Source organism: Acinetobacter sp. PFS20 (assembly GCF_052261015.1).
Lineage (GTDB): Bacteria > Pseudomonadota > Gammaproteobacteria > Pseudomonadales > Moraxellaceae > Acinetobacter.
In genome coordinates, this window is sequence record NZ_JBPVZE010000001.1 from 1185429 (window position 1) to 1210891 (window position 25463).

Genomic DNA, 25463 nt, shown 5'->3' on the forward strand with positions numbered 1-25463 from the left:
GTCTTTTATTCACTGGTTACGCGGTTGACTTCTTGTAAAGAAGTAACACCTTGCATAACTTTCTTTAAACCTGAGCGACGCAGATTATTAAACCCCAGTTTTTCAGAAGCGGCAGCGATTTCTAACGCATTGCCATCTTCCATAATAATCTTGGAAATCTCAGGTGTGACTTTCATTACTTCATAAATACCAACTCGACCTTTGTAGCCCTCACGACATTCTGGACAACCGACTGGTTGAAAAACTTGAAAATCGGGATGCGTCAGATCTTGTTCGGTAAAACCCATTTCCAATAGGCTTTGTTTAGGAATGTCAGTAGGTACTTTACATTGAGAACATAGTCGACGTGCCAAACGCTGAGCAATGACCAGATTGACTGATGTTGCAATATTGAAAGACGGAACGCCCATATTGCGTAGACGAGTCAGTGTTTCAGGAGCACTGTTGGTATGTAGCGTGGACATCACCATATGACCTGTCTGAGCAGCTTTAATCGCGATTTCAGCTGTTTCTAAATCACGAATTTCACCGACCATAATAATGTCAGGGTCCTGACGTAAAAATGACTTAAGTGCAGCTGAAAAAGTTAGACCTACCTTAGGGTTCACATTAACCTGATTAATGCCTTCAAGGTTAATTTCGACTGGATCTTCGGCAGTAGAAATATTGGAACTTTCAGTGTTTAAAATGTTGAGGCCTGTATATAAAGATACAGTCTTACCAGAACCTGTCGGACCTGTGATTAAAAGCATACCTTGTGGCTTATCTAAGGCTTCCATAAAGAGTGCTTTTTGCTCTTCTTCATATCCTAGTGCATCAATTCCCAGCATGGCACTCGATGGATCGAGAATACGTAGAACTAACTTTTCACCAAATAAGGTCGGAAGAGAGTTCACACGAAAATCAATTGCTTTAGATTTTGATAGCTTGAGCTTGATACGACCATCTTGAGGGACACGCTTTTCAGAAATGTCCATTTGAGACATCACTTTTAAGCGTGAAGCCAAACGATTAGCCAGTTGCAAAGGCGGATTTGCAATTTGACGCAAAACGCCATCGACCCGATAACGGACCCGATACGATTTCTCATAAGGTTCGAAATGTAAATCAGAAGCCCCCATACGAATCGCATCAATCAATAACTTGTTAATATATTTAACAATAGGTGCTTCATCGCCTTGCGGAGTATCTTCATCCTCTTCTGGAGCAGCTGAGGTATCAAGATCTACATCTAGATCAAACTCTTCATCGCTAAACTCGAAACTACTTTCTTCAGTAAATTGCTGTACCAGAATTTTCTCGAGTTTATGATGCTCGACAATAACCGGCTCAACCATAAGCTTGCTGTTGAAGCGAATAGCATCAATAGCATCAATATTGCTAGGATTACTGGTTGCAACATATAAAATCTGTCCTTTTTTTACGAGAGGCAAGATCCGATGTTTTAAAATCAGTTTCTGGTCGACCAAATCTTTAGGAATCTGGCTGACATCGTAAACGTCCAGATCAAAATATGGCTCAGCAAATTCAATAGAAATTGTTTCAGCTAATAAAGAAGGGGAGAGATTAACCTCTTCAATCAGGTACGCAACAGTATCCTGTTTAGCTCTTTTTGCTGCATCTAGTGCTGCTTGCATGGTCGCTGCCGACACATGTTTTTCTTCGACTAATCGTCGAAAAAACCCCGAAAATTTTGGAGATGTATGTATGACTGACATCTGCCTACCTGTGCTCATATGTTTATAATTGGTATATAAAAAATTATACTTTTGTTATCTAAAATTACTACCTGAGAAAATGATGCTCTCGTCTTGATCCATATATTAAAGCTTGAACCAGTCGAAGTTTTTATTCATTAATTTTTAAAACGCGGAGCTTTAGTCTTAATAAAGTTTTATGACTGTTTTCAAATAGTAGAAAAGATATGAGCAAAGCCGTTAAAGAAAAGTATCTGAAATTTGTAGAAATGCGTGTAGAATGTGCTGCATTTTTGATGAAAGGTGAGCCGTATGTCGGGTTCGACGATTACGCCTTGGGTAGTTGGCAACTGGAAAATGAACCCAATGCGTGCCAATGCCAAACAACTTATAGAAGAATTTAAACAACTATTGCAACAAAACGAAATTGCAGATGAAAGCTGCCATGTCGGAGTTGCTCCGGTTTCTATTGCACTTACAATGGTACAAACCCAATTGCAAGATGCTGCAAAAACAGTATATACAGTTGCACAGGATGTATCGCGTGTAGCAGGTACAGGCGCCTATACTGGTGAAGTCAGTGCAGAATTATTAAAAGATAGCCAAATTAATTTTGTATTGGTGGGTCACTCTGAGCGCCGTGATTTGTTAGGTGATAACGTTGAAATTTTGAAGGCAAAACTCCAAAATTCTTTAAATGCAGGCTTAACTGTCATTTATTGTGTGGGTGAAAGTCTCGAACAGCGTGAACAAAATTTGGCAGAGCAGGTTGTATTGCAACAGATCTGTGATATAGCACCTGTAGTGACTGCAGAGCAATGGCAAAAGCAAATTGTAATCGCTTATGAGCCAATCTGGGCAATTGGTACAGGTAAAACTGCTTCACCACAAGATGCACAGGCAATGCATGCTAAAATCCGTGAAGGTTTAAGTCAGATTACTTCTGCGGGTCCAGACATTGCGATTTTATATGGCGGTAGTGTAAAAGCTGAGAATGCAGTCGAGTTGGCAGCATGTCCAGATATTAATGGCGCGTTGGTTGGAGGTGCTTCGTTAAATGCAGCATCTTTTTATCAAATCGTACATGCCTTTGCACAAAGTAAATAACGAGGATAGGGTATGCACTCTTTTGTACTGATCGTACATATTATTTTAGCGGTACTGATGATTGGCTTGATTCTAGTCCAACACGGTAAAGGTGCGGATGCTGGTGCTTCTTTCGGTGGTGGCGGAGCAGCAACTGTATTTGGCGCATCGGGTTCAGCTAATTTCCTTACTCGCCTTACTGCTATTTTAACGGCACTGTTTTTTGTGACGAGTTTAACCTTGGCTGTTTTTGCAAAAAAACAGACGACTGAGGCATATAGTTTGAAATCTGTACAAACAACAGCACCAATTCAAACAACATCGCCTGAAACTTCACCAAATGCACCAAAAACGGGTCAATAATTCGAAATAGGGCTTTCCTTTTATAGTTGGAAGGACTAGAATGCGTCCCACAAGCTGCGGTGGTGGTGGAATTGGTAGACACGCTACCTTGAGGTGGTAGTGCCTTCGGGCGTGGGGGTTCAAGTCCCCCCTTCCGCACCAACTTTGAACCAGAAAGTTGAGTGCAAGCAGTTTTTTGATGCGGGATGGAGCAGTCTGGTAGCTCGTCGGGCTCATAACCCGAAGGTCGTTGGTTCAAATCCAGCTCCCGCTACCAAATTGATTAAGGTGCAACTTAATCAGACAGTATCTAGAAAGTTTACATTGACTTTATTTGATATTTGTATATAATTTTTGCACGTTGATGCGGGATGGAGCAGTCTGGTAGCTCGTCGGGCTCATAACCCGAAGGTCGTTGGTTCAAATCCAGCTCCCGCTACCAAGTTTCTTAAAAGAGGCTCACAGACAAGTGGGCCTTTTTGCACAGTGGACTATTGTTTTCTGTGCTACATAGGGGCGATTAACGCCCTTTTTTATTGGTTATCGTATCGCTATCGTGTAGTTTCGACATCAATTGGTCAAATAGTCATGCTTCACTATAGTAGGTCTGTGTCGGTTAAAACAACCGATTGAATCGCACGAGAATGACGAGAGTAAATGAAATTATCAAATAAATCCCAAGCATTGCATGACTTAATTGTTCCTGCAGTACAAGCATGTGGTGTCGACCTTTGGGGAATCGAGTTTCTCCCACAAGGTAAACGTTCATTATTGCGTATTTATATCGATAAAGCGGTAAGTGAAGAAGATGCTGAGCCAGTACTTAATGAGGATGGTGAAGTAGAACTAGGCCGTGGTATTGGTGTACAAGATTGTGTGCGTGTAACACAACAAGTTGGCGCAATGCTGGATGTTCATGATCCAATTTCAGGTGAGTATTCATTAGAAGTTTCTTCACCAGGTTGGGATCGTCCATTTTTTCAACTAGAACAGTTACAAGGCTACATCGGACAACAAATTGCTTTGCGTTTGATTGCAGCAGTAGAAAATCGTCGTAAATTTCAAGCAAAGCTTATTGCAGTAGACCTTGAAAATGAAGAAATTCAGGTTGAAGTTGATGGGAAGCACGTGCTTGAGATCGACAGCAACAATATCGATAAAGCAAACTTGATCTATCAAGATTAAATTTATTAAATTTTATAAGAAATCGGTAGGTGACTTATGGGCCGCGAAATTCTTACCGTTGTTGAAACGGTTAGTAATGAAAAAGGTGTTAGTCGTGAAGCGATCTTCGAGGCTTTAGAACAAGCTCTAGTTGCTGCAACGAAGAAAAGATTTTACGAAGGTACGCATGCTGAAGAAGCTCAGCTTCGTGTAGAAATTGATCGTAAAACTGGTGATTACAGTACATTCCGTCAATGGACTGTTGTAGCAGATGAAGATCATGAAATGCCAGCTTGCCAAGATGCGATTTCTGACCTTGACCCATCTAAATGGTCAATTGGTGATGTTCGTGAACTCGAAGTAGAATCTATTGAGTTTGGTCGTATCGCTGCACAAATTGCAAAACAAGTTATCGTACAAAAAATTCGTGAAGCTGAGCGTGCTTTAGTTGCTGATGCATACGAGTCTAAAGTTGGTGAGTTAATTTACGGTGAAGTGAAAAAACAAACCAAAGATGGCTTTATTATTGATTTAGGCGACAACGCTGAAGCTTACCTTGCGCGCGAAGAAATGATTCCAAAAGAAATTCTTCGTCCGAAACAACGTATGAACGCTATTTTATACAATGTGAACCGTGAAGGTCGTGGCGCTCAGTTGTTGTTATCACGCGCTAAGCCTGAAATGTTAATTGCTTTAATGAAAAAAGAAATTCCTGAAATTTCTGAAGAAATTATTGAAATTAAAGCAGCGGCACGTCAACCGGGCGTTCGTGCTAAAATTGCAGTAAAAACAAATGACCATCGTATTGACCCTGTAGGTGCATGTATTGGTATGCGTGGTACGCGTATTCAAGCAGTACAACAAGAGTTAAACGGTGAACGTATTGATGTAGTGGTCTGGTCTGATGATCCAGCTCAGTACATTGCAAGTGCATTAGAACCAGCTGATGTTTCAGGCATCGTGCTTGATGAAGATGCAAGAAGTGCCGATATTATTTTTGCAACCAGCGATCAATTGGCTCGCGCGATTGGCTCACAAGGCCAAAATGTTCGCTTGGCTTCTGATTTAACTGGCTACAAACTCGACATGATGCTTGAAGAAGAGTATCGTGCTCGTCAGCAAAATGAAGCTCAGCAATATCTTGATATGTTTGTATCACGTCTCGATATTGAAGAAGATTTAGCAATGGCATTGGTGGAAATGGGCTTTACCTCTTTAGAAGAGATTGCTTATGTTCCAGCTGAAACTTTTGACGAAATTGAGCTTGATGCTGAATTGGTTGAGTTATTGCAAAGTCGTGCAAAAGAAGCAGCACTTACTGATGCTTTGAAACAGCAAGAAAATATTCAAGAACCGAGCGCAGACCTTCTCACTATGGAAGGCATGACTTCTGAGATCGCTTACTCGCTTGCCGCTCGCGGTATTATTACTGTCGATGATTTGGCAGATCAGGCTACTGACGATATCTCTGATATTGAAGGACTTGATCATGAAAAAGCAGGTCAATTGATCATGAAAGCTCGCGAATCATGGTTTAACTAGGAGATGAAATATGACGGACAAGTCGATTAAAGAGTTAGCTCTCAGTGTAGAACGTCCTGTTGAGAAGCTCCTAGAACAGGCTCGTGAAGCAGGTTTGCCTCAACGTACAGCAGACGACATTATTACCACTGAACAACAGGATACTTTAGTCAATCATTTGAAAAAAGTGCATGGTCAGGAAAGTGGTAACACAGGAAAAATTGCGTTGAAACGTAAAACAACCAGTACCGCTAAAGTTGCAAGTACTTCAGGTAAAGCAAAAACAATTAACGTAGAAGTACGTAAAAAACAGGTTTTTGCTAAACCAAACCCTGAACAAATTGCAGCTGAAGCTAAAGCACGTGCAGAAGCTGAAGCTAAAGCACGTGTAGAACAGCAAACGCGTGACACTGCACAGCAAAACGCGCGTCTTCAAACAGAGCAAAAAGCAAAAGCAACTTTAGATGCTATGCGTGCTGCTCATCAACAAGATAGCGCTGCTCAGACAGCTCCTAAAGCTGCTGTAGTAGTGAAAAAACGTGGTGGTGGTACAGTAAAACCTGCACCAAAACCAGCAGAAACATTAGAGCAAAAGAAAGCGCGTGAAGCACAAACAGCTCAGTTGAAAGCAACTGAAGAAGCTGCGCGTCGTAAAGCGGCTGAAGAAGCTCAGCAACGTACACTTGAACAAATGCGCAAAATGGCGTCTAAGTATTCAAGTGACGAAGCTACTACCACAATTCGTGTGATTGATGATTCTCCACTTGCTTCAGGTCTTGTAGGCCAAGCTTATGAAGATTCATTCAAGCAAGAAGACCGTGAAATTAAACGCGGTGGCGCAACCACTAACCCTCGTGCGGGTAAAAAGGGTGGTCGTCGTGGTCAAGAAGAGCAAAGCTTTGTTAACCATAACAAACGTGGTTTAAAATCAAGCCAAGCGAATAAGCATGGATTTGAAAAACCAGTTAAAAAGCAAGTTTATGATGTAGAGATCGGTTCAAGCATTGTTGTTGCCGATCTTGCTCAAAAAATGGCGATTAAAGTACGTGAAGTTATCAAAACACTTATGAAAATGGGTGAGTTGGTTAATCAGGAACAAGCTATTGACCAAGATACAGCAGCACTTGTTGTTGAAGAAATGGGTCATAATCCTGTTTTAGTTTCTGATACACAAGCGGAAGATAACTTGCTTGAAGCGGCTGAAGAAGCACGTGGTGAGCAAACAACTCGTCCGCCAGTTGTTACCATTATGGGTCACGTTGACCATGGTAAAACATCATTGCTTGACCGTATCCGTCGTTCGAAAGTGGCGGCAGGTGAAGCAGGTGGTATTACCCAGCATATTGGTGCATATCACGTTGAGACAGACAAAGGAATTATTACATTCCTTGATACACCGGGACATGCTGCATTTACTTCAATGCGTGCACGTGGTGCTAAAGCAACGGATATCGTTGTATTGGTTGTTGCGGCAGATGACGGTGTAATGCCACAAACTGCTGAAGCAATTGACCATGCGCGTGCAGCAGGTACTCCAATTATTGTTGCAATCAACAAAATGGATAAAGAATCTGCTGATCCAGACCGTGTGTTAAATGAATTAACAACGAAACAAATCGTTCCAGAAGAATGGGGTGGTGATGTTCCGATTGCTAAGGTTTCTGCACACAGTGGACAAGGTATTGATGAACTCCTTGATTTAATTCTTATTCAATCAGAATTGATGGAATTAAAAGCATCTGCTGAAGGTGCTGCACAAGGTGTTGTTATTGAAGCGCGTGTTGATAAAGGCCGTGGTGCAGTAACTTCTATTCTTGTTCAAAACGGTACATTAAACATTGGTGACCTTGTTCTTGCAGGTTCGTCATATGGTCGTGTCCGTGCAATGTCTGATGAAAATGGTAAGCCGATTAAATCAGCAGGACCATCTATTCCAGTAGAAATTCTGGGTCTTCCAGATGCTCCAATGGCAGGTGATGAAGTTCTTGTTGTAAATGACGAGAAGAAAGCGCGTGAAGTTGCTGATGCTCGTGCTGACCGTGAACGTCAAAAACGTATTGATCGTCAAAGCGCAATGCGTCTTGAAAATATCATGTCGTCAATGGGCAAAAAAGATGTTCCTACAGTGAACGTTGTTTTAAGAACAGACGTACGTGGTACTTTAGAAGCATTGAATGCAGCTTTACATGAATTATCTACTGATGAAGTAAAAGTTCGTGTAATTAGTTCGGGTGTTGGCGCGATTACTGAGTCTGATGTGATTCTTGCTGAATCTTCAGAAGCTGTATTGTTAGGCTTTAACGTTCGTGCTGATACGACTGCTCGTCAGAGAAGTGACCAAGACGGTATCGATATTCGTTACTACAGCATCATCTATGAATTAATTGATGATGTGAAAGATGCCATGAGCGGTAAACTTGCTCCTGAACATCGTGAAACTATCTTGGGTGTTGCTGAAGTACGTGAAGTATTCCACTCAAGTAAGTTTGGTGCAGCAGCAGGCTGTATGGTACTTGAAGGTGTATTGCATCGTAATAAACCGATTCGCGTATTACGTGATGACGTGGTTGTGTTCCAAGGTGAGCTTGAATCTCTTCGTCGCTATAAAGAAGTGGTTGAAGAAGTTCGTGCCGGTATGGAATGTGGTCTTGCGGTGAAAGGTTATAAAGACATCAAAGTGAAAGATAAAATTGAAGTCTATGATGTTCAATTGATTAAACGGAGTCTTTAATGGCGGGTAGCCAACGCTTAAAGCGCATGGCGGATTCAGTTCAACGCGAGTTGTCTGAGCTGATTCGTCAAGAGCTTAAAGATCCTCGCTTAGGTGGTCTAGTGACCATCTCTGCGGTGAAAGTCAGTGCAGACATGGGTTATGCTGAAGTTTATGTCACCGTAATGGGGCGTGAGCTTGGCGATGAGCAAAGTGAAGCAGCGAATAAAGAAACTTTAGAGGTATTAAATAAAGCTTCTGGTTTCTTGCGTCATGAATTGAGCCGTCGTATCAAGACACGTATTACGCCAAGATTGCGTTTCCATTATGACAAGACGAATGCTTATGGTAACTATATGTTTGGTCTGATCGAAAAAGCGGTAAATGATTTGCCGAAACGCGATTCAGACGACGAACAGTAATATAAAAAATAAAAAAGCCACCTTCGGGTGGCTTTTTTATTGGTGGGCTTTTTCCTAGTCTTTAGGAGGGTCCATAGGCGGTTTATTTTGCGAGAAACGCTGTCCAATTTTATAACGGTCCCACGGCAAGGGGCGTTCAATTGACTCAGGAACTTCTCCACTCAATGAGCGCAAACGTAAATGTAGCGCAGCTTGAGCAATTAAATTTGCTGAAACTGGTGCGGTAATAAAAGCTAAAAGTGTGATCAGTAGCTCGGCAAAACCAAAGCGGCCTTGAAAAGCAAAAAAGATCATAGACGCAATCAAAAAGCTGCCTAATCCTAATGTACTCGATTTTGTGGGTGCATGTAAGCGCATGAATAAGTCAGGTAAGCGCACCATGCCAATCGAGCCGACTAACATAAAGAAAGCACCAAAAACCAGAAAGACTGAAACAATAACTTCCATTACGAACTGCATTTTGATCTCTCCTTAATCGATTACGTGACCAGTTGTGAAGTAACGTGCTAAGGCTGCCGTAGATACGAAACCTAGCATCGCAACCAGTAGGGCTCCTTCAAATAAAGAGGTCGTCATCCAATAAATGCCTAAAACAACAATGAGACAAGTTGCATTTAAGAAGAGAGTATCGAGTGCTAAAAGCCGATCTACAATTGATGGACCTATGACCAATCTGAAGAGACAAAGTAGCATAGAGATTGTAATGGCAATTGAGCTAATACCTAGAGCATAAGGTAGGATCGTCATGCACTTGCCTCCGTTTTACTTTTCACATCAAAAATTTCCATAAGTGGAATTTCATAACGTTGTTTGATGTCTTGAATATCAGATTCGGTATTATCTGTGCTCAAAGCATGAACCAGAATATCGCCACGTTCCTGATCAATACCCGCAGAAACCGTACCTGGTGTTGTGGTAATGATCATCGCTAGTAAGGTATTGACCTGCTCATGTTCTGTCTCTAAAGGTACACGATACCATTTAGGGTGTAATTTTTTAGTAGGCCCTAAAACAAGTTTTGCGACCTTAAAGTTAGAAATAATAATATCCCAAAGAACCACAAAACATAGTTTAACCGCAGGTTTCCAGTGAATATGCGGTGTACGGGTAATAAATGGTTTGACTAAACGAGGGATGATTAAGCCCAAAAGCATTGCAGTCAAAAGATCACTCGCATCAAGACTATGCGCCAGCATCAACCAAAATAAAATGATCAGAACCGAAACAAATGGATGTGGAAACCAACGTTCAAGCAAATGAGATAACTGCATTGTTATGGCTCCATAGGTTTCAATTGACTTTCATCAACAATGGAAGGTGTTTGCAGTTTGTCCTGTTGCTGAATTTGTCGTTGTTTATATTCAGAAATATGTTCACCATTGAACATATCTTTCGAAATAATATCGGGAATAAGATAAGCATTATGATCTTCAACTTCTCCCCCATATTTAGTTTCTGGCAGATAAGCGGGATCAAATGGCTGTACGCTGATAACTTCCCCATTTTTATCTACTTTAAGAATAGTGCGTTGGTAAAGTGCATGGTCTTGAATCTGTTGTGCGGTGCTTAATGTGTAATGCTGAATTGGTGCAGCAAAGACAACATAAGCGATTAAACCAGCCAGTAATAGATAAATGACTTGATCGTTACGTGGTGGTGCGCGTTCCGGCAAAGCACGATAAAGAATATAAGCTGGATGGATTGGATCTTCTTCTGGAGGAGATGCACGCCAGAATAAGATAAAACCAACACGTGTGAGTGCAATAATACTTAATAAGCTCACAACAAGCACAACACCAATAATCCAGCCTTGATAGCTAGCTTCAACTGTCGCTTGTAAAATGAATACTTTTCCAAGAAAACCACTAAAAGGCGGTAACCCAGCAAGCATCATGGCAATCAAGAAATAAGTCACCATAGCCGCTTTTTCTTGTTTGATTCTTGGGGCAACTTTTAAATGATCTTTGAAATCTCCACGTTGTGAAGTGATCCATCCACAAAATAGATAAAAAGCTGCACCGATTAAGGTACTGTGCACTAAGTAATATAAAGCACCAGACCATGCCTGCGTATTAGACATGGCAATTGCGGTGAGCAAGGTACCAATTGAAGAAAGTACCATAAAGCCGACAAAGCGACGTAAACGATCTGCTCCAATTGCTGCAATCACACCATAGAGTGAAGTAATTAAACCAATAGGCAATAACCAGCTTTTTAAGATTTCTTGGCTAAGCGCATCGTCAAATACTGTTCCATTTACACGTAAAATAGAATAGATCCCGACTTTGGTCATAATGGTGAAAATTGCAGCTACAGGCGTACTTGCAACGGCATAGGTTTTTGGCAGCCAAAAACCGACAGGAAGCATTGCTGCTTTAATGCCGAAAACAACAAAAAGAAGTAAGGAACCAGCGACTGCTAATTTGTGTTGATCTGCTTCAAGTGTTGGTATAAGACGTGATACATCCGCCATGTTGAGGCTACCCACACTGCCATAAATCATACCAAGCCCAATTAAGAAGAGGGCAGAGGCTAAAAGGTTGATAATGACATAGTGAACGCCAAGCTGAAAACGTGGTTTGCCTTGCCCATGTAAAAGCAAAACATACGAAGCCATCAACAAGATTTCAAAAAAGACGAAAAGGTTAAATAAATCGCCTGTTAAAAATGCTCCGCAGATACCCATTAATAAGAAATGCACCATGGCATGGAAATAGCGACCACGGGTATCCCAATTGTCGCTTGCATACCATAGAACTGGTACTGCTAATGCGTAAGTCAGCACCAGCATAAAAGCAGAAAGGCGATCTAACACAAGCACAATACCAAATGGCGCTGACCATTCGCTCAACTGGTAAATGGTAATCTGTCCAGTGCTGGCAAAGCTTAAATATATAATTGCGGTAATTAATCCAGCAATTGCAGAAACAAGACTAATGCCACGACGCCATGGTTGTCGCCAGTCATCTTTTAAAGCACCTGCTCCCGGGTTGCCAAGCAGTAATAATATAAAAGCAGTAAATGCTGGAATGAGAATGCTAAAAATCGGCGCATGTTCTTGCCAGAAAGATAAAAAATCAAACATTACGGCTCATCCTCGCGTGGGTCGTATGTCGGAGAGATGTCTTCTTTAGCATCAACATGATCACTACCTGATTCATAACGGCTACGCAGTGCCAGTTGTACAATAAAAGCGGTGGTTGCAAAACCGATCACAATGGCTGTTAACACTAGCGCTTGAGGAAGTGGATCGGTTATTTTTGTTGTTTCAGTTAAAATTGCGGGTGAGCTAATTTGTAATCGACCCATAGCAAATAAAAATAGGTTTACAGCATAGCCAATTACAGCTAACCCAAGCACAACAGGGAAGGTACGAGCACGTAAAATCAGATAAATACCTGTGGCAACAAGTAAACCAATTGCAGAAGCCAATAAGAATTCTAAACTGATCATGATGATTCCTCCCGATGTGGTACTACAGGACCAGCCATGCTTGAGTGGCGAGAGTCTCCTAATACCGAGATAAGTAACATCGTTGCACCAACAACGGTGATATAAACCCCTAAGTCAAAACTCGCAGCTGAAGCCAGATGTAGTTTTCCTAAAATTGGTAATTCAACATATACGTGTGCACTAGTCAGGAATGGGCGTAACCAGAACCATGCAGCTACACCAGTAAGCCCAGCAATCGTTAAACCTGAACCAATCCAGACTTCGTAAAGACGGCCTGATTTTGCTTTGAGTAATTGTTCTGTTTGGTCTTGACCTAGCGCAATATATTGAATGATTAAAGCCATTGAGGTGATTAGACCTGCAATGAAGCCACCGCCCGGATAATTATGGCCACGCATAAAAATATAAACACTTACGACAAGTGCTAACGGTAATACCCAAGAAGCTGTAATACGGAACATGAGCGGAGATGGATTAAAACGGTAGGTGAGGCCTTGGGTCATGGTTGTACCATGGACACGCATACCATCCATAAGACATAGCGCACCAATAGCAGCAATGCCTAATACAGTAATTTCACCGAATGTATCGAAGCCACGGAAGTCAACCAAAATGACATTTACAATATTTGAGCCGCCGCCAAGTGGTAAAGACTGCTGCGCAAAGAACCATGAAATCGAATTATGATCACGGGTTAAAATCAGCCATGCAATCCAGCCTATCCCTAAACCTCCAATAATCGCTAAAGCAGCATCTCTTAAGCGTCTAGAACGAAGAGATTCATATGGCGTTAGCTGTGGAAGTAAAGATAAACTCATTAGTAAAAGAACAGTGGTTACAACATCCACGGTAATTTGAGTTAGTGCCAAATCTGGAGCTGACATGGTGACAAATACCATTGTTACCACTAGACCAATTGCACCGCTAATAAGGACTGCTTTAATACGTTCATGATGGAACCACAACATCATCCAGCAACCTGAGAACAGGGTTAGCCAGAGAACGATAGCAATCCATGGGGCATGAGTAAGTTCACGTGTGCCTGTAGTGAGCCCTTGATTAAGTAGCGGCATAGTTACCATGATGACGCTAAAAGCAATGATCAAGAACAAGTAACTTTGCAATGAGCCGTTTTCAGTTTTTTGTTTAATTTTTCGGCTGGTGAGCAACAGGTGTTTTAAAAATAAATCAAATAAAATGCGGCCTTGCAATCTGCCAAGATGTGGGTCAAGGTCAATTTTACGAATCATGCCATCTTTTGCCAAAGCAAAATAGAACAGTGAGCCACCGACTAAAGCAATAATACTCATCACAAGAGGAGCATTGAAACCGTGCCAGATCGCAAGATGAGTTCCTGCAAATTCTGGTTGCATCAAGCTTGCTCTGGTTACGCTATTTACCAGTGGTTCTACCAACAAAGAAGGTAAAACGCCGACTAGGATACATAGCACAGCAAGAAGAAGGGCTGGTGCGCGCATGCCCATAGGCGGTTCATGTGCATTTTTATTTGGCACTTGCTTACCAATTGGACCGTCAAAAAACACGCCGTGTGCTAAACGAATTGAATAACTCACTGCAAAAATACCAGCAAGTGTTGCAATGATGCTGGCAAAGATAACTGCTGAACCTGAAAGATTCGCCAATAGCTCGGTAAAGAACATCTCTTTTGAAATAAAGCCATTGGTGAGTGGCACACCTGCCATAGAGGCAGCGGTGATCATGGTTAATGTGGCAGTGAAAGGAAGTAATTGCCAAATACCACTGAGTTTTCGAAGATCACGTGTACCCGTTTCATGGTCAATGATCCCTGCAATCATAAAGAGTGCAGCTTTAAATGTTGCATGGTTAATAATATGAAAAATAGCAGCAGTAACTGCTAAAGGCGAACCGATACCAAGTAAACAAACAATGAGCCCTAAATGACTAATCGTTGAATAGGCTAACAGTCCTTTTAAATCTTCTTTAAAAATGGCAAAACATGCGGCCATGCAAAGTGTAAACAGGCCGATAAATGTCACAATATTGTGATAAAGCGCGGCGCCTACAAAAATTGGCAGTAAACGTGCGAGCAGGAAAATACCTGCTTTTACCATGGTCGCAGAGTGTAGGTAGGCAGACACCGGTGTTGGTGCAGCCATTGCGTTTGGTAACCAAAAATGAAATGGAAACTGAGCACTCTTCGTAAATGCACCAAGCAAAATAAGCAATAGCATTGGAATAAATAGAGCATGGGCTTGAATGGTGTCTCTCATGCCCATAATGTCACTAATTTCATAGGTTCCGGTGATTTGCCCTAATAGAACAAATCCACCCAATAACGCCAAACCACCCATTCCTGTAATAGTGAGCGCCATTCGAGAGCCACGTTGAGCAGCTTCATAATGACTCCAGTAACCCACTAACAAGAAAGATGAAATACTGGTCAGCTCCCAAAAGACTAATAAAATAATAAGATTATTAGAGAGCGAAATACCCAGCATTGCTGCCATAAACAGCATGAGCAAAGCATAGAGTTTGCTTAAAGAATTTTTAGGGCCAAGATAGTAATAGGCGTATATGTAAATGAGGGTACCGATACCGGTAATAAGTAAAGAGAATAGTAAACCAAGGGCATCGAGCCTGAAGCTAAGATTAATCCCCAATTGAGGTAGCCAATCCCAGCTTTGTTGAATGCTTGCACCACCAAGCACAGTTTTAGCTTGAGTCAGTAATAAACCAAAACTGGTTAAACTGACTCCAATTGCCCCTAAAGCCGTTACTCCACGCGAGAACCGTTGAAGCAATGAAACAAGGGTGGTGCCTAATATTAACGGTAATAAGATAATTATCGGTAGCACACTCGTATCCATATGTGATTTAGGCCGAAACCTAAAGGTGAATTTTTAATTTCAGAATAGATAGGAATTCAAAGAGAGTTCCAAGGCTTTGTTATTCTGAAAACCCAACCAAATTAGAAAATAAAGCGAGAAACAAGTTGTATTGCGCAACTTGAAGAATAAAAACGCAAAATGAAATTTATTGTACACTAAAAAAGCATTAAAAATCTGATGTTATTACATGTAGTAACAACATCTAGTGATTTTTAATGCCTAAAAATTTTAATGAAGCGGTATATTTTGTAAGAGCGCTTTTTATTATAAAAATAGAGCTAAAAGTGGCATACAATTTAAACAGAAGGGCTTTCTTCTGGTGTGTCTCCTGCATGAATCATTCGTAGCAATTCATTTTTTTGTTGTTCATTTAAACCCTGAATTTGCTGAAATAAAACTTCAACCTGTGCTGGAGAGGGAGTAGGGTCTATTAAGCTTGGAAGCTGTGCTTCTATGTGTGGAACTAATGACTCGCTTCTTTGGAGTAATGTATAGATGTGTTCAAGCTGTTGTTTGGTGGTATTTAAATCAAGATGGCTAATTTTACCATGCTCTAATTTTAAACATTGATAGGCCGAGGCATGTTCTAGTAACTCTTCACGACTTCCCGTTGCAATAATTTGTAAGCGCGGAAATGCTTGATGGAGTTTGTTTAAAATTTCTGAACAATGCTGTGCATCGAGTTGCGCATCAATCTGATCAATTAATAAAATTCCTTCACCTTCAAGGCAAGGATTTAGGCTTAACGGATTGAGTAAACAGAGCCTGCGGGCAATATCGCCTACTAAAGCAATCCATGTTTTTGTGGTGTTGGAAAGTTGCTGAAAAGGTAGGGTTTGGCCATCATAGTCAGCCATAAGTTGAAGCCGAGGCTGATATTGCAAATACAAGTCTTTGAGCTCTGGCAGAACGATATTTAATGCATTTTTAAGAGCGTAGAGGTTAGGTGTGGTGAGCTGTTTAGGCTGCCCAGAGAACTCTTTTTGAAGCTCATTTAATAGTTCTGTCTGATCTTCTGGATCTAATTGCTTAGATTTAATGCGTTGTACGAGATGTGCAGCTTGAGCATTTTCGATATCGCTAATTTCACGTAACCATTCAAAAAAACGAGTGAAGGTTGTGAACGGAACTGGACTAATATCATAGGCTGAAATGGCTTGAGTGATGCCGGGTAAATTTTTATTGAGCAGATTAATATCATTTACAAATCGCTCGGCTGGGTAGTAAGCGATTAAGGGTAATCCTTGTAATGGATCTTTTTTGATGACTTGTTGATAAAGGGCCATAGTCTGATCAAGTTGCTGAGTTTCAACTTGGCTGATTCCAATGCCACTTGAATTTAGGGTCTTAAAAAGTTTCCAGCTACACAGCGAAGAATCTACCTCTTGTGCAGAAGTACTTTCTGGCAAAGAGCCAATTTCTGGTGGAACTTGAAGGGTCACTTCGATTTTTGACTGTAGACGCGATTGAGTAATGTCTTGGTCAGGCATAACAATACCGGGACTACGTAAATCTTTAAAACGGGCAGGGAACCAAGTTAGAGCATGGTAAGTATGTTTGAGCAACATACTTTTACCCGTTGCTTGTTCACCTAAAATTAAGGTAATCGGCTGTTTTTCATATTGAAACTGTATTTTAAGATCGTGAAACAGAGCAATATGTTTAAATTGGATAGATTCAAGTTGCATAGGCTCACCTAATTATGAGCGCTTCAACCAACCGATTGACGAAGACTTAAAGGCGCCCTTAGTTTTAATTGTTGTATCAGATCATAAAGATGATGGATATTTAGACTTACTTTAGCACGAGTACAGGCAACGTAAAGTAATCTTAACTCTTCATCACTAATCTTGTGTTCTAAGCCATTAATTTTAAATTGATAGTCATCTTCAATATGAACGCGATTCCATTCTAGCCCTTTCGCTTTATGAGCTGTGGAGATGACATAATCAGCTTGCTCAAGTGGAGTAATCTTTGCAAGTGCTTTTTTTAGCGGGTCAGTGCCGTGATCATCAACCAGTTTAACCAATGGCTTAATGTCACTACCTTCATTGGTTTCACAGTACTCATGTACATCGTGCCATGAGTTAAACCATGCTAATTCAGGAACGTCAGTAACTCGTTTTCCTTGTTTTAAGAGGCTTGCGGCGTCTACAAAACGGTTTAGTTTTTGATGGTCCGCCTGCAAACTCACTTTATCGCCGTGAACTAAGCCTGCCAGTAAAAGCTCCATTGCACGAGCATTGGTACGGCATAAAATCGCATCACGCATTTTGGTATGCGGTTTATTCACTACACTTGATTTCTGGTTTGGATTACCAAGCAAGGGAACAGTTTCATTTAAACCGCCCAGCAGTGCATTGGCCACATCGGCAATCGTTTCGCCAAAACGAAAAGAAGTGGTTAACCGAGATTCTGGCAAGGGCAATTGTTGCATGGCATTAATTGCACCACGCCAAGCGTAGATTTGTTGATGTGCATCACCGACATAAATAACTTGAGTATTTTTTTGGCGAAGCAGAATACCTAGCATTAGTGGGTCAGCATCTTGTGCTTCATCAAATAATACGTAGTCAGTAGGAATGTTTGGCTCAGACAATGCCCAAAGTTTGAGGTAAATATCATGTCCAATACCAGCTTGATGGTTTTGGTCAATCGATTCTAACCAACGTCGTTCCACAGCAGGGTAAAGGTGATTTTGTAATTCGATAATATCGTCTGGATGTAACCAGTTAGGCGCCTGAATATGTCGAGGTGCCGGATATTGTGAGCTGGTCGAGCAAAAATAGCTGACAGCATTTGCGACAAGACTCGCTAGACGGCTTGGCATTAAGACATATTTCTCGTAACGCCCACCCATCATACGTCGTAGCGTAATCGGTTCTAGTCGATATTCTTTAGCAATAAAGCTTGGACTTAGTCGTGGTAGACGTAATTTATCAGTCACACCACGTGGCACACTACGAAACGCAAGTGAGTGAAAAGTACGGCAGTCTACATTACGATGGAATTTGTTTTGTGCTTCACCAGCAATAGCTTTGTTAAATGCTAGATACATACCACGTCGTTCAGGCATGGCATCGCTAATCATTTGTAAAGTGGTGGTTTTACCTGTGCCAGCATAGGCAATCACTTTAAATGATTGCCCAAGACGTGCATTATCTATGGCAATGGCTTGCTCATAGGTGGCTTTAGGTTTTTCAATATTCGACACTGAGTGATTTTAAACCTTGTTGCGGTTAGCTTTTTCAACTAAACCAGATAAACCCTGACGACGAGCTAATTCGTCAATAATAAGTTGTGGATTAAGATCGAAATAACCCAACATCACAATAGTATGGAACCACAAATCTGCTGTTTCATAAACGAGATCGTTTAAGTGAGCTTCTGAATCCTGTGCAGCAAAATCTTTAGCAGCAATAATTGCTTCTACACTTTCTTCACCCACTTTTTCTAAGATTTTATTGATGCCTTTTTTGTAGAGGCTTGCAACATATGAAGTATCAGCTTCAGCTTGCTTACGCTCTTGCATCAATTGCCCTAAGTGAGCAAGTACATCGACTTGTTCTGTGGTGTGAGCATGATCGTGTGCTTCAGTTTTAGCTTTGTCACCATAAATTGCAGTAGGGTCTTTTAATTGTGCGTCTACAATTTCCCAACCCTGTGGCGTGAGTTTACGATAGAAACAAGACTCACGACCCGTATGGCATGCAATACCACCGTGTTGTTCAATTTGTAGAATAATTACGTCGCCGTCACAGTCCAGACGAATTTCATAAACTGTTTGGAAATGGCCTGATTCTTCACCCTTGTGCCAAAGTTTTTGGCGAGAGCGAGAGAAATAAACAGCCTGATTTTTTTCTGCTGTGAGCGCGAGTGCTTCACGGTTCATCCACGCCACCATCAAAATACGTCCGGTTTGATGATGTTGAGCAATGGCAGGGATAAGACCTTGTTCGTTAAATTTTACTTCATCGAGCCATTGCGTGTTATTCATGAGGAATCACCAGAGAAATATGAACTATAAATTGATTTCAATCAGATGCTAAAAAATAGCTTGTATAGTGTACGGCATCAGCGTCGCTTTGCGGAAAAATTCTTTCTCCTTTTTGTCTTTGTCAGCGTAATGAATAGCTTGTAACACTTACCAATCTGTATATTATTCAAATGACTAAGGCGTGAGGATATTTGAAATCTCAATCAAATTTTGATCTGGATCTCGAATATAAACTGAAAGAATAGGATGCATTACACCGGTACGTTCAACTGGGCCTTCTTCAATTTGAATATTTAACTGATTAAGGTGCGCAATCACTTCGGAAATGGGAGTTTCTAAAATAAAACACAGGTCGGCAGATCCAGGAGTCGGCTGTAATGCCTTAGGTTCGAACTCGTTACCTTGCTGGTGTAAATTTATTTTTTGATTTCCAAACTGTAGAGCCTTTCTATCACCTTTAAAAGTGATGACCTCAAACCCTAATACGGTTTGATAGAAATTACATGTAGTTTCAATATTCGAGACAGTTAAAACAAGATGATCAAGATGGCTGATTTTCATGTGTTACTCACTATCATTTAGTTGGGTTAATAGTCAGACAAAGATTCGCTTTTTAAATTAAAAGTGCTGCTTTCTTTAGGTAAGTGAGCCACTCGATCATAATCAATTTGCTGAAATGGACCAGTCTTTAATCCCGAAATTGTGATTGCCATTTCTTTTCGGAAATAGGGGATTTGATACATCCAAGGGAAAACAATATCTCTTAAACCTCCAGCCCACCAATGGTCAGATTGATAAAGGGGTGTCAGTAAGCGACTGAGGAACTGATAAAACTGAGTAGATGAACGGCGAAGCTGGTGGTAGTGCTGCCAGAGTAGTGACCAGTCAATATTTTGATTCTTTTGGGCATGTTGCAATGATTGCGAAAAAGCCCAAGCATCCAATAATGCCATATTTGCACCTTGTCCCAACTGTGGGCTCATTGCATGAGCGGCATCTCCAATCACACCAATTCGACCTTGACCAAATTGAGTCATGACGACATCACGGTAGTTTGCAGATAGCCATTTAGGTTGAGTTTGACTGTCGTATAAAATTTCTTTGAGCCATTCTGCAACTTTGGGCCATCGCTCTGAGACTTGCTTTAACCAAGTTTGTTTGGCTTGTTCATCTTGCAGAAAGCTTTGTAATTGCGGAGTAGGCAAGCTCCAGAAGATACTTGAAAGGCGCTGTTGAGGTTTTGTTGGAATCGCTCCTGTAGGAAGAATTCCCATCATAATTTTCGAGCGATCATAAAATTGATGCAGAATTTCAGAATCGAGAACTTGGCACTCAGGCACTATACTCCACGCCGCACCCCAAGGGTAGGCTTGGTCAACCTTTACCCATGCTTTGGGGCGTAATTGGCTACGAGCACCATTGGCAATAAGGACGGAGTCAAACCGAGCATCAAACTTCTGATTTTGATGAGTTCCGAATAGTCGAACTTCATCATTATGTTCTTCAAAACTCTCAATAGAGTGGTTCATGCGCCAAGTAATTTGGCTCGAATACTCACTAAGCTTTTGGGTGAGTACATGACATAAAGTAGCTCGGTGTATACCTAAACCATAGAGATTTGTAGATGCTTCATGATAATGGCTGTTGACTAAAAGACGCTTGTTGGGAAGTTGCCCCTCTAAACCTGTTACTTTTGCTCCTAATATTAGAGCCTTATCGAGCACACCTAAATGTTCAAAAACTGCTAAGCCCGCAGGTTGTAGTAATAAGCCTGCACCTACTGGAGATAACTCATCAACTTGTTCAAAAATAGTAACGTTATTACCTTCACGGGCGAGCAAAATCGCAGTGGCTAAACCTGCGGTACCGGCACCGATAATCGCAAAATGAGGTGTTTTCATTGTTTGTTCTTTTGATGCATTTATGAATGCTAATTTAGCAATCAACGAATAAGCGATCTATATTTTTTTAAATTAAAGTTTAGCCATAAAAAAATCCCTTGCGCGGGCAAGGGATTTAAAACTTATTTCAAGATGCGCCAAAGTGCCAATAAACTACTCAGCACAATTAAAATAATAGAAACAAACCAAGGACTAATAATCGCGATGGTGAGTAAAATCAGCATGCTACTACCGAACAGCCAACTGCGGCGTTGTTGATGTTCCATTTGCAAACGAAGTTGCTGCATTTCGCGTAACTGACGGTCTTGCCAAGCAGACTGATTTTTTAAACCATTTAAACTATCGACAATTAAGCTTGGGAAATCTTGAGCACCTAAAAGCAGGTCAGGTAGTTGCTGTCCTAACTCTTTTATATTTTTGACTGGGTTCATGTTGGCTTTGACCCATTCAGTCAAAATTGGTTTTGCCAATTTCCAGATGTCGAGCTGCGGGTAAAGATCGGTCCCTAGGCCTTCGACATGCACTAAAGTCTTTAGCAACAACATAAGTTGTGGTGGAATCTCTAAATGGAAGCGACGGGCAATATCCATCACTTGAATCAAGATGCCAGCAAAATCAAGTTGATCCATTGGTTTAGATACCATTGGGCCAACGGTGCGACGCATTTCACGCGATAGCGCATCTTGGTCTGTACCCGGTGGAATCCAACCAGCTTGATGCACTATTTGAATGAGCTGCATAAAGTTGCTGTTCATTACAGCAAGTAACATGCGGGCAATGGTCATCTGGTCATGCTTAGATAACTCACCCATAATTGCACAGTCGAGTGCAATAAAGCGTGGATTGCTTGGATTAATTGTTTCTACAAAGACATTGCCAGGGTGCATGTCGGCATGGAAAAAGTTATCGCGGAATACTTGCGTAAAGAAAATGGTTAATCCTTTTTCTGCAAGTTGTGCGCGGTCCATGCCTAGACGGTCAAAGGTTGCCGTATCTGAAATAGGAACACCTGTAATGCGCTCTGCTACCATGACATCTTTGGTGTCCATGTAGACTTCAGGCACATACATCATGGTTGAGCCAGTAAAATAATGGCGCATACGACGGGTGTTATCTGCTTCGATACTCAAGTCCAGCTCGTTTAAGATAATCTGACGGTAGTCTTGAATAATTTCAGAGAGATGTAAGGCACGAGCAGCTTCAAGGCGACTTTCTAATGTGTTGCCTAACCATGCCAAAATCTCAAAGTCTTGCAAAATTTGGTTGCGAATGTCGGGGCGAGTCACTTTAACAACAACTTCTCGACCGTCGTGCAAAGCAGCAGTATGAACTTGTGCAATTGAAGCAGCTGCTAATGGCTGGTCATCAAATCGTGCAAACAAGGTATTTACGTCAGCTTTTAATGATTCTTGAATACGTTGTTTGGCAACATTGCTATCAAAAGGTTTTACCTGATCTTGAAGTAAGACCAATTGAGCGAGTATTTCAGGTGGAATCAAATCACGTCGAGTTGACAGTAATTGTCCAAGCTTAATTGCAAGAGGCCCCATCTCTTCCAAAGCTTCTTTGAGCTTTAAAGGATTTTTACGTTCGCGACTAGACCATGCAGCTGGGTGCATTTTAATAACACTTAATGCACGTTGAGCTTTAACTGGTAATTCATCCGCAGGGAACAACGTATCGAGTCTATAGTGCGCTGCAATACGCCAAAGTTCGAGTAAACGTGAAACGTGCGGAATCATATACAGTCTTACCTAGTCTTGAGAGGGTTGTAGTTGTGTGTTGAGTTGCTGCAATCTTGCTTCTAGACGGTCAATGTCTTGATTAAGCTTGCGAGTTGCTTGAGTTAAATCATCCATTTCCCAACGAGGGGCAAATAGACCACTATCTTCTTTTAATGCGTCTTCTGCAAAAAATAGATGACTTTGAAGAGAGCGTTTTAAATGTTTTGGTGCAAGTTGAATCTTGCCAATTTCGTGGGCGAGTTGAGGACCGACCCATCTTGATAAGTGCGAAGCTAAATCTGGTTCAGCTTGCTGCATAATCTTTTGAATATCCTGTAGCAGGTGGTAATCACCTTGCAATGGAATATTGCCAATCTGATCTGGATCGCTGACCAATAATTTAATCAGTTCGACGACATCTTTAACATGCAAAGTTGCTGTTGCTTCAGAAATTTTGAATTGCGCATCAAAAGGGCGTTGTTCAAAAATAGAAGGCTTTTCGCTATGTCCTGTTGCAGTAGGTTCAAGACGTACTTTTTCTTGGTCAAAGAATACATCGACAGAAAGCTGCGGGCTATCAATCACAACACGCAGCATTTTGCCCTGTAACTGATTAAGCTGAATGCGTGTAACCGCATCCAGATCGATCAGATGATGAATGATACGTTCGACTGCACCGAGTGCCAGAATCGACCACATATCTTTATCCCTTACAGTTTGAAGCCACGGTGAACGGCAACGATACCAGCAGTAAGGTTGTGATAGTCACAGTTCTGGAAGCCAGCATTTTCCATCATACCTTTTAAGGTGCGTTGGTCTGGATGCATACGAATTGATTCAGCCAAATATTTATAACTTTCTGAGTCATTCGCAACCAATTTACCCATAATCGGTAAAGCAGTGAATGAATAGAGGTCATAAAGTTTTGAGAATGGCTCAAATACAGGTTTAGAAAATTCAAGAATAAGTAAACGGCCACCTGGCTTCAACACACGGAACATAGAAGCAAGTGCTGCATCTTTATCTGTCACGTTACGTAAACCAAAGCTAATGGTGAGTAAGTCAAAGCTGTTATCTGCAAAAGGTTCTAAAGTTTCTGCATTGGCAAGTACGAAATCAACATTGGTACAGCCTGCGTCAATGAGGCGGTCGCGACCAACATTAAGCATAGATTCGTTAATGTCCGAAAGAACGACATGGCCTTGAGGACCAACTTCACGGCTAAATACTTTTGCCAAGTCGCCTGTACCACCAGCAATATCTAGCACGTGTTGACCACGGCGTACGCCAGACATGTTAATTGCGAAGCGTTTCCAGAGGCGGTGAATACCAAATGACATTAAGTCATTCATCAAGTCATATTTGCTTGCAACCGAGTGGAATACTTCTGCAACTTTTTGAGCTTTATCTTCAGTTCTAACAGTTGAATAACCGAAGTGGGTGGTTTCACCAACGTTGCCAGTATTGCCAGCACCACGCGGTAAATTATATTTCGGTACAGAACCATTAACAGGTGTGTCGGTTAAGGTTTGTTGTAAAGATTGTTGTTGCCCTTGAGGGGTACCTTGCGGTAAAGGTGAGCTTAGGAATGGGCTAACTTTGTCTGAACTTTGTGCCTGCTCAGTTGGAGATGTTGGCTTTTGGTTTTCGTTAGACATATTGTCTCTCCTAGACTCAAACTCAAGTGAAACGGAATAAGTTCTGCATGATGACAGATTTTGTCTATTTTTACAGGCATCATCATGCAAATATAATGAATAAAATCTCAACTTCGTAAGGTTGATTTTTTCTCTGTGCCGACCTTATCACACTCTAAACGGATTCGGATGCCCTGAATGTACATTTTCAATAATTTGGCGTTCTTTTTCAGTAAAAGTCTTGATAAAGTTCTCGGCTGATTTTAACGGTTTCATCGCGCTAAAACCATCTTGAATGAAATCATACATCAATTCGAAGTGATATTTTTGGGCAATGCCTTTACACATTTTAAAAGCTGTAAACATCATAAATGAGCGCATGTATTTATCGAGAGCTGCGCCTAAATCATCAAGAAGAGCAAGCTGTTGATAACGCGCTTCTGCCTGATCAAGCTTGATTAAGGTTAAACGCATAATCTCATCAGTGAGTACTGTATCTGCTGGATAGTCCTCAAGAAGCTGCATAGCTACTTGTTCATCAAGTTGTGTGGCAAGCACAGCTAAACTTACCGATTTAGTGCCAGTTTTAATTGCATTTTCAGGCAATACTTTTTCGGCTTTATGGGCATATTTCAATAAGCGTTCAATTTGAGCCGCCAGAGCATCAAACTCTGGACCACCATATAAGCGATTTAAAAAATACTCTGACATGAGTTTATGTTCAGGCAGATTAAAAAAGTCGTGATGCGTATCTTTCATCCGTTCTTTTAGCCATGTTTGTACATCTTGCAAACGTTGGGCAAGCACTGGATTATCGTGATAATTAAATGTTTTATATTGTTGTAAAAGTTCATCAAAAGCAGCGAGTTTAGACATTTAAGGCTCTAATATTGGGCTATTTGTAAAAAATCATAAGAGGCATTGTAACCTTGTACTATG

The 25463-nt window shown here is 41.2% G+C and carries 22 protein-coding genes and 3 tRNA genes; 9 read left to right on the forward strand and 16 right to left on the reverse strand.

The window, feature by feature from the left end; translation table 11 throughout:
• Positions 1–5: 5 nt before the first annotated feature.
• Positions 6–1718, reverse strand: a complete 1713-nt coding sequence (pilB, locus tag ACS125_RS05660; RefSeq protein ID WP_174726996.1) for a type IV-A pilus assembly ATPase PilB — start codon at positions 1716–1718, stop codon at positions 6–8.
• 291 nt (positions 1719–2009) lie between these two features.
• On the opposite strand from pilB, the gene tpiA reads away from it, so the two are divergent.
• From tpiA to ACS125_RS05705, 9 genes are all read left to right on the forward strand, one after another.
• On the forward strand, positions 2010–2804 hold the full coding sequence (gene tpiA, locus ACS125_RS05665) for a triose-phosphate isomerase (protein ID WP_312824127.1): 795 nt from the start codon (positions 2010–2012) through the stop codon (positions 2802–2804).
• Between the two features lie 12 nt (positions 2805–2816).
• Complete coding sequence (gene secG / locus ACS125_RS05670; RefSeq protein WP_004795012.1) at positions 2817–3146, forward strand: preprotein translocase subunit SecG; 330 nt, start codon at positions 2817–2819, stop codon at positions 3144–3146.
• 56 nt (positions 3147–3202) lie between these two features.
• Positions 3203–3287: transfer RNA gene (locus tag ACS125_RS05675), tRNA-Leu, on the forward strand.
• Between the two features lie 38 nt (positions 3288–3325).
• Positions 3326–3402, forward strand: a tRNA-Met gene (locus ACS125_RS05680).
• An 88-nt stretch (positions 3403–3490) separates the two neighbouring features.
• Positions 3491–3567 (forward strand) — tRNA-Met (locus ACS125_RS05685).
• Positions 3568–3782: 215 nt separating this feature from the next.
• Positions 3783–4310, forward strand: coding sequence for a ribosome maturation factor RimP (rimP, locus tag ACS125_RS05690; RefSeq protein ID WP_004795010.1), 528 nt, complete (start codon positions 3783–3785; stop codon positions 4308–4310).
• 36 nt (positions 4311–4346) lie between these two features.
• Entirely contained in the window at positions 4347–5831 is a 1485-nt protein-coding gene (gene nusA, locus ACS125_RS05695; RefSeq protein ID WP_003654584.1) for a transcription termination factor NusA, read from the forward strand.
• Positions 5832–5841: 10 nt separating this feature from the next.
• The gene (gene infB, locus ACS125_RS05700; protein WP_005301836.1) at positions 5842–8541 is read left to right on the forward strand and encodes a translation initiation factor IF-2; all 2700 of its coding nucleotides are present in this window, start codon (positions 5842–5844) and stop codon (positions 8539–8541) included.
• Positions 8541–8942, forward strand: coding sequence for a ribosome-binding factor A (locus ACS125_RS05705; RefSeq protein ID WP_004795004.1), 402 nt, complete (start codon positions 8541–8543; stop codon positions 8940–8942). Before infB ends, ACS125_RS05705 begins: the two co-directional genes overlap by 1 nt.
• A 54-nt stretch (positions 8943–8996) precedes the next feature.
• On the opposite strand, the gene ACS125_RS05710 is transcribed toward ACS125_RS05705, so the two are convergent.
• The 15 genes from ACS125_RS05710 to ACS125_RS05780 form a co-directional block, all read right to left on the reverse strand.
• The gene (locus ACS125_RS05710) at positions 8997–9401 is read right to left on the reverse strand and encodes a Na+/H+ antiporter subunit G (protein ID WP_004795003.1); all 405 of its coding nucleotides are present in this window, start codon (positions 9399–9401) and stop codon (positions 8997–8999) included.
• A 12-nt stretch (positions 9402–9413) separates the two neighbouring features.
• On the reverse strand, positions 9414–9689 hold the full coding sequence (locus ACS125_RS05715; RefSeq protein ID WP_004795001.1) for a monovalent cation/H+ antiporter subunit F: 276 nt from the start codon (positions 9687–9689) through the stop codon (positions 9414–9416).
• Positions 9686–10213, reverse strand: coding sequence for a Na+/H+ antiporter subunit E (locus tag ACS125_RS05720; protein ID WP_004794999.1), 528 nt, complete (start codon positions 10211–10213; stop codon positions 9686–9688). Before ACS125_RS05720 ends, ACS125_RS05715 begins: the two co-directional genes overlap by 4 nt.
• Positions 10214–10215: 2 nt before the next feature.
• On the reverse strand, positions 10216–12027 hold the full coding sequence (locus tag ACS125_RS05725) for a monovalent cation/H+ antiporter subunit D (RefSeq protein ID WP_238612043.1): 1812 nt from the start codon (positions 12025–12027) through the stop codon (positions 10216–10218).
• Entirely contained in the window at positions 12027–12395 is a 369-nt protein-coding gene (locus ACS125_RS05730) for a Na+/H+ antiporter subunit C (RefSeq protein ID WP_003654595.1), read from the reverse strand. The genes ACS125_RS05725 and ACS125_RS05730 overlap by 1 nt, the downstream gene beginning before the upstream one ends.
• Complete coding sequence (locus tag ACS125_RS05735; protein ID WP_174727008.1) at positions 12392–15244, reverse strand: monovalent cation/H+ antiporter subunit A; 2853 nt, start codon at positions 15242–15244, stop codon at positions 12392–12394. Before ACS125_RS05735 ends, ACS125_RS05730 begins: the two co-directional genes overlap by 4 nt.
• A gap of 317 nt (positions 15245–15561) precedes the next feature.
• A complete protein-coding gene (locus ACS125_RS05740; RefSeq protein WP_443271003.1) occupies positions 15562–16953 on the reverse strand; it encodes an AAA family ATPase in 1392 nt (463 codons plus the stop codon).
• A 23-nt stretch (positions 16954–16976) separates the two neighbouring features.
• On the reverse strand, positions 16977–18479 hold the full coding sequence (locus tag ACS125_RS05745) for a UvrD-helicase domain-containing protein (protein WP_005301860.1): 1503 nt from the start codon (positions 18477–18479) through the stop codon (positions 16977–16979).
• A 9-nt stretch (positions 18480–18488) separates the two neighbouring features.
• Positions 18489–19262, reverse strand: coding sequence for a bifunctional phosphoribosyl-AMP cyclohydrolase/phosphoribosyl-ATP diphosphatase HisIE (gene hisIE / locus ACS125_RS05750; RefSeq protein WP_107880640.1), 774 nt, complete (start codon positions 19260–19262; stop codon positions 18489–18491).
• Positions 19263–19436: 174 nt separating this feature from the next.
• Positions 19437–19823 (reverse strand): VOC family protein, encoded by a 387-nt coding sequence (locus ACS125_RS05755; RefSeq protein WP_443271005.1) that lies wholly within the window; start codon positions 19821–19823, stop codon positions 19437–19439.
• 26 nt (positions 19824–19849) lie between these two features.
• Complete coding sequence (locus ACS125_RS05760) at positions 19850–21163, reverse strand: FAD-dependent oxidoreductase (RefSeq protein WP_443271007.1); 1314 nt, start codon at positions 21161–21163, stop codon at positions 19850–19852.
• A gap of 122 nt (positions 21164–21285) precedes the next feature.
• Complete coding sequence (locus ACS125_RS05765; RefSeq protein ID WP_443271009.1) at positions 21286–22905, reverse strand: ABC1 kinase family protein; 1620 nt, start codon at positions 22903–22905, stop codon at positions 21286–21288.
• 12 nt (positions 22906–22917) lie between these two features.
• A complete protein-coding gene (locus tag ACS125_RS05770; protein ID WP_005065906.1) occupies positions 22918–23586 on the reverse strand; it encodes a ubiquinone biosynthesis accessory factor UbiJ in 669 nt (222 codons plus the stop codon).
• A gap of 11 nt (positions 23587–23597) precedes the next feature.
• A complete protein-coding gene (gene ubiE, locus ACS125_RS05775) occupies positions 23598–24545 on the reverse strand; it encodes a bifunctional demethylmenaquinone methyltransferase/2-methoxy-6-polyprenyl-1,4-benzoquinol methylase UbiE (RefSeq protein WP_174727016.1) in 948 nt (315 codons plus the stop codon).
• A gap of 147 nt (positions 24546–24692) precedes the next feature.
• Positions 24693–25400 (reverse strand): FFLEELY motif protein, encoded by a 708-nt coding sequence (locus ACS125_RS05780; protein ID WP_151964069.1) that lies wholly within the window; start codon positions 25398–25400, stop codon positions 24693–24695.
• Between the last annotated feature and the right edge of the window lie 63 nt (positions 25401–25463).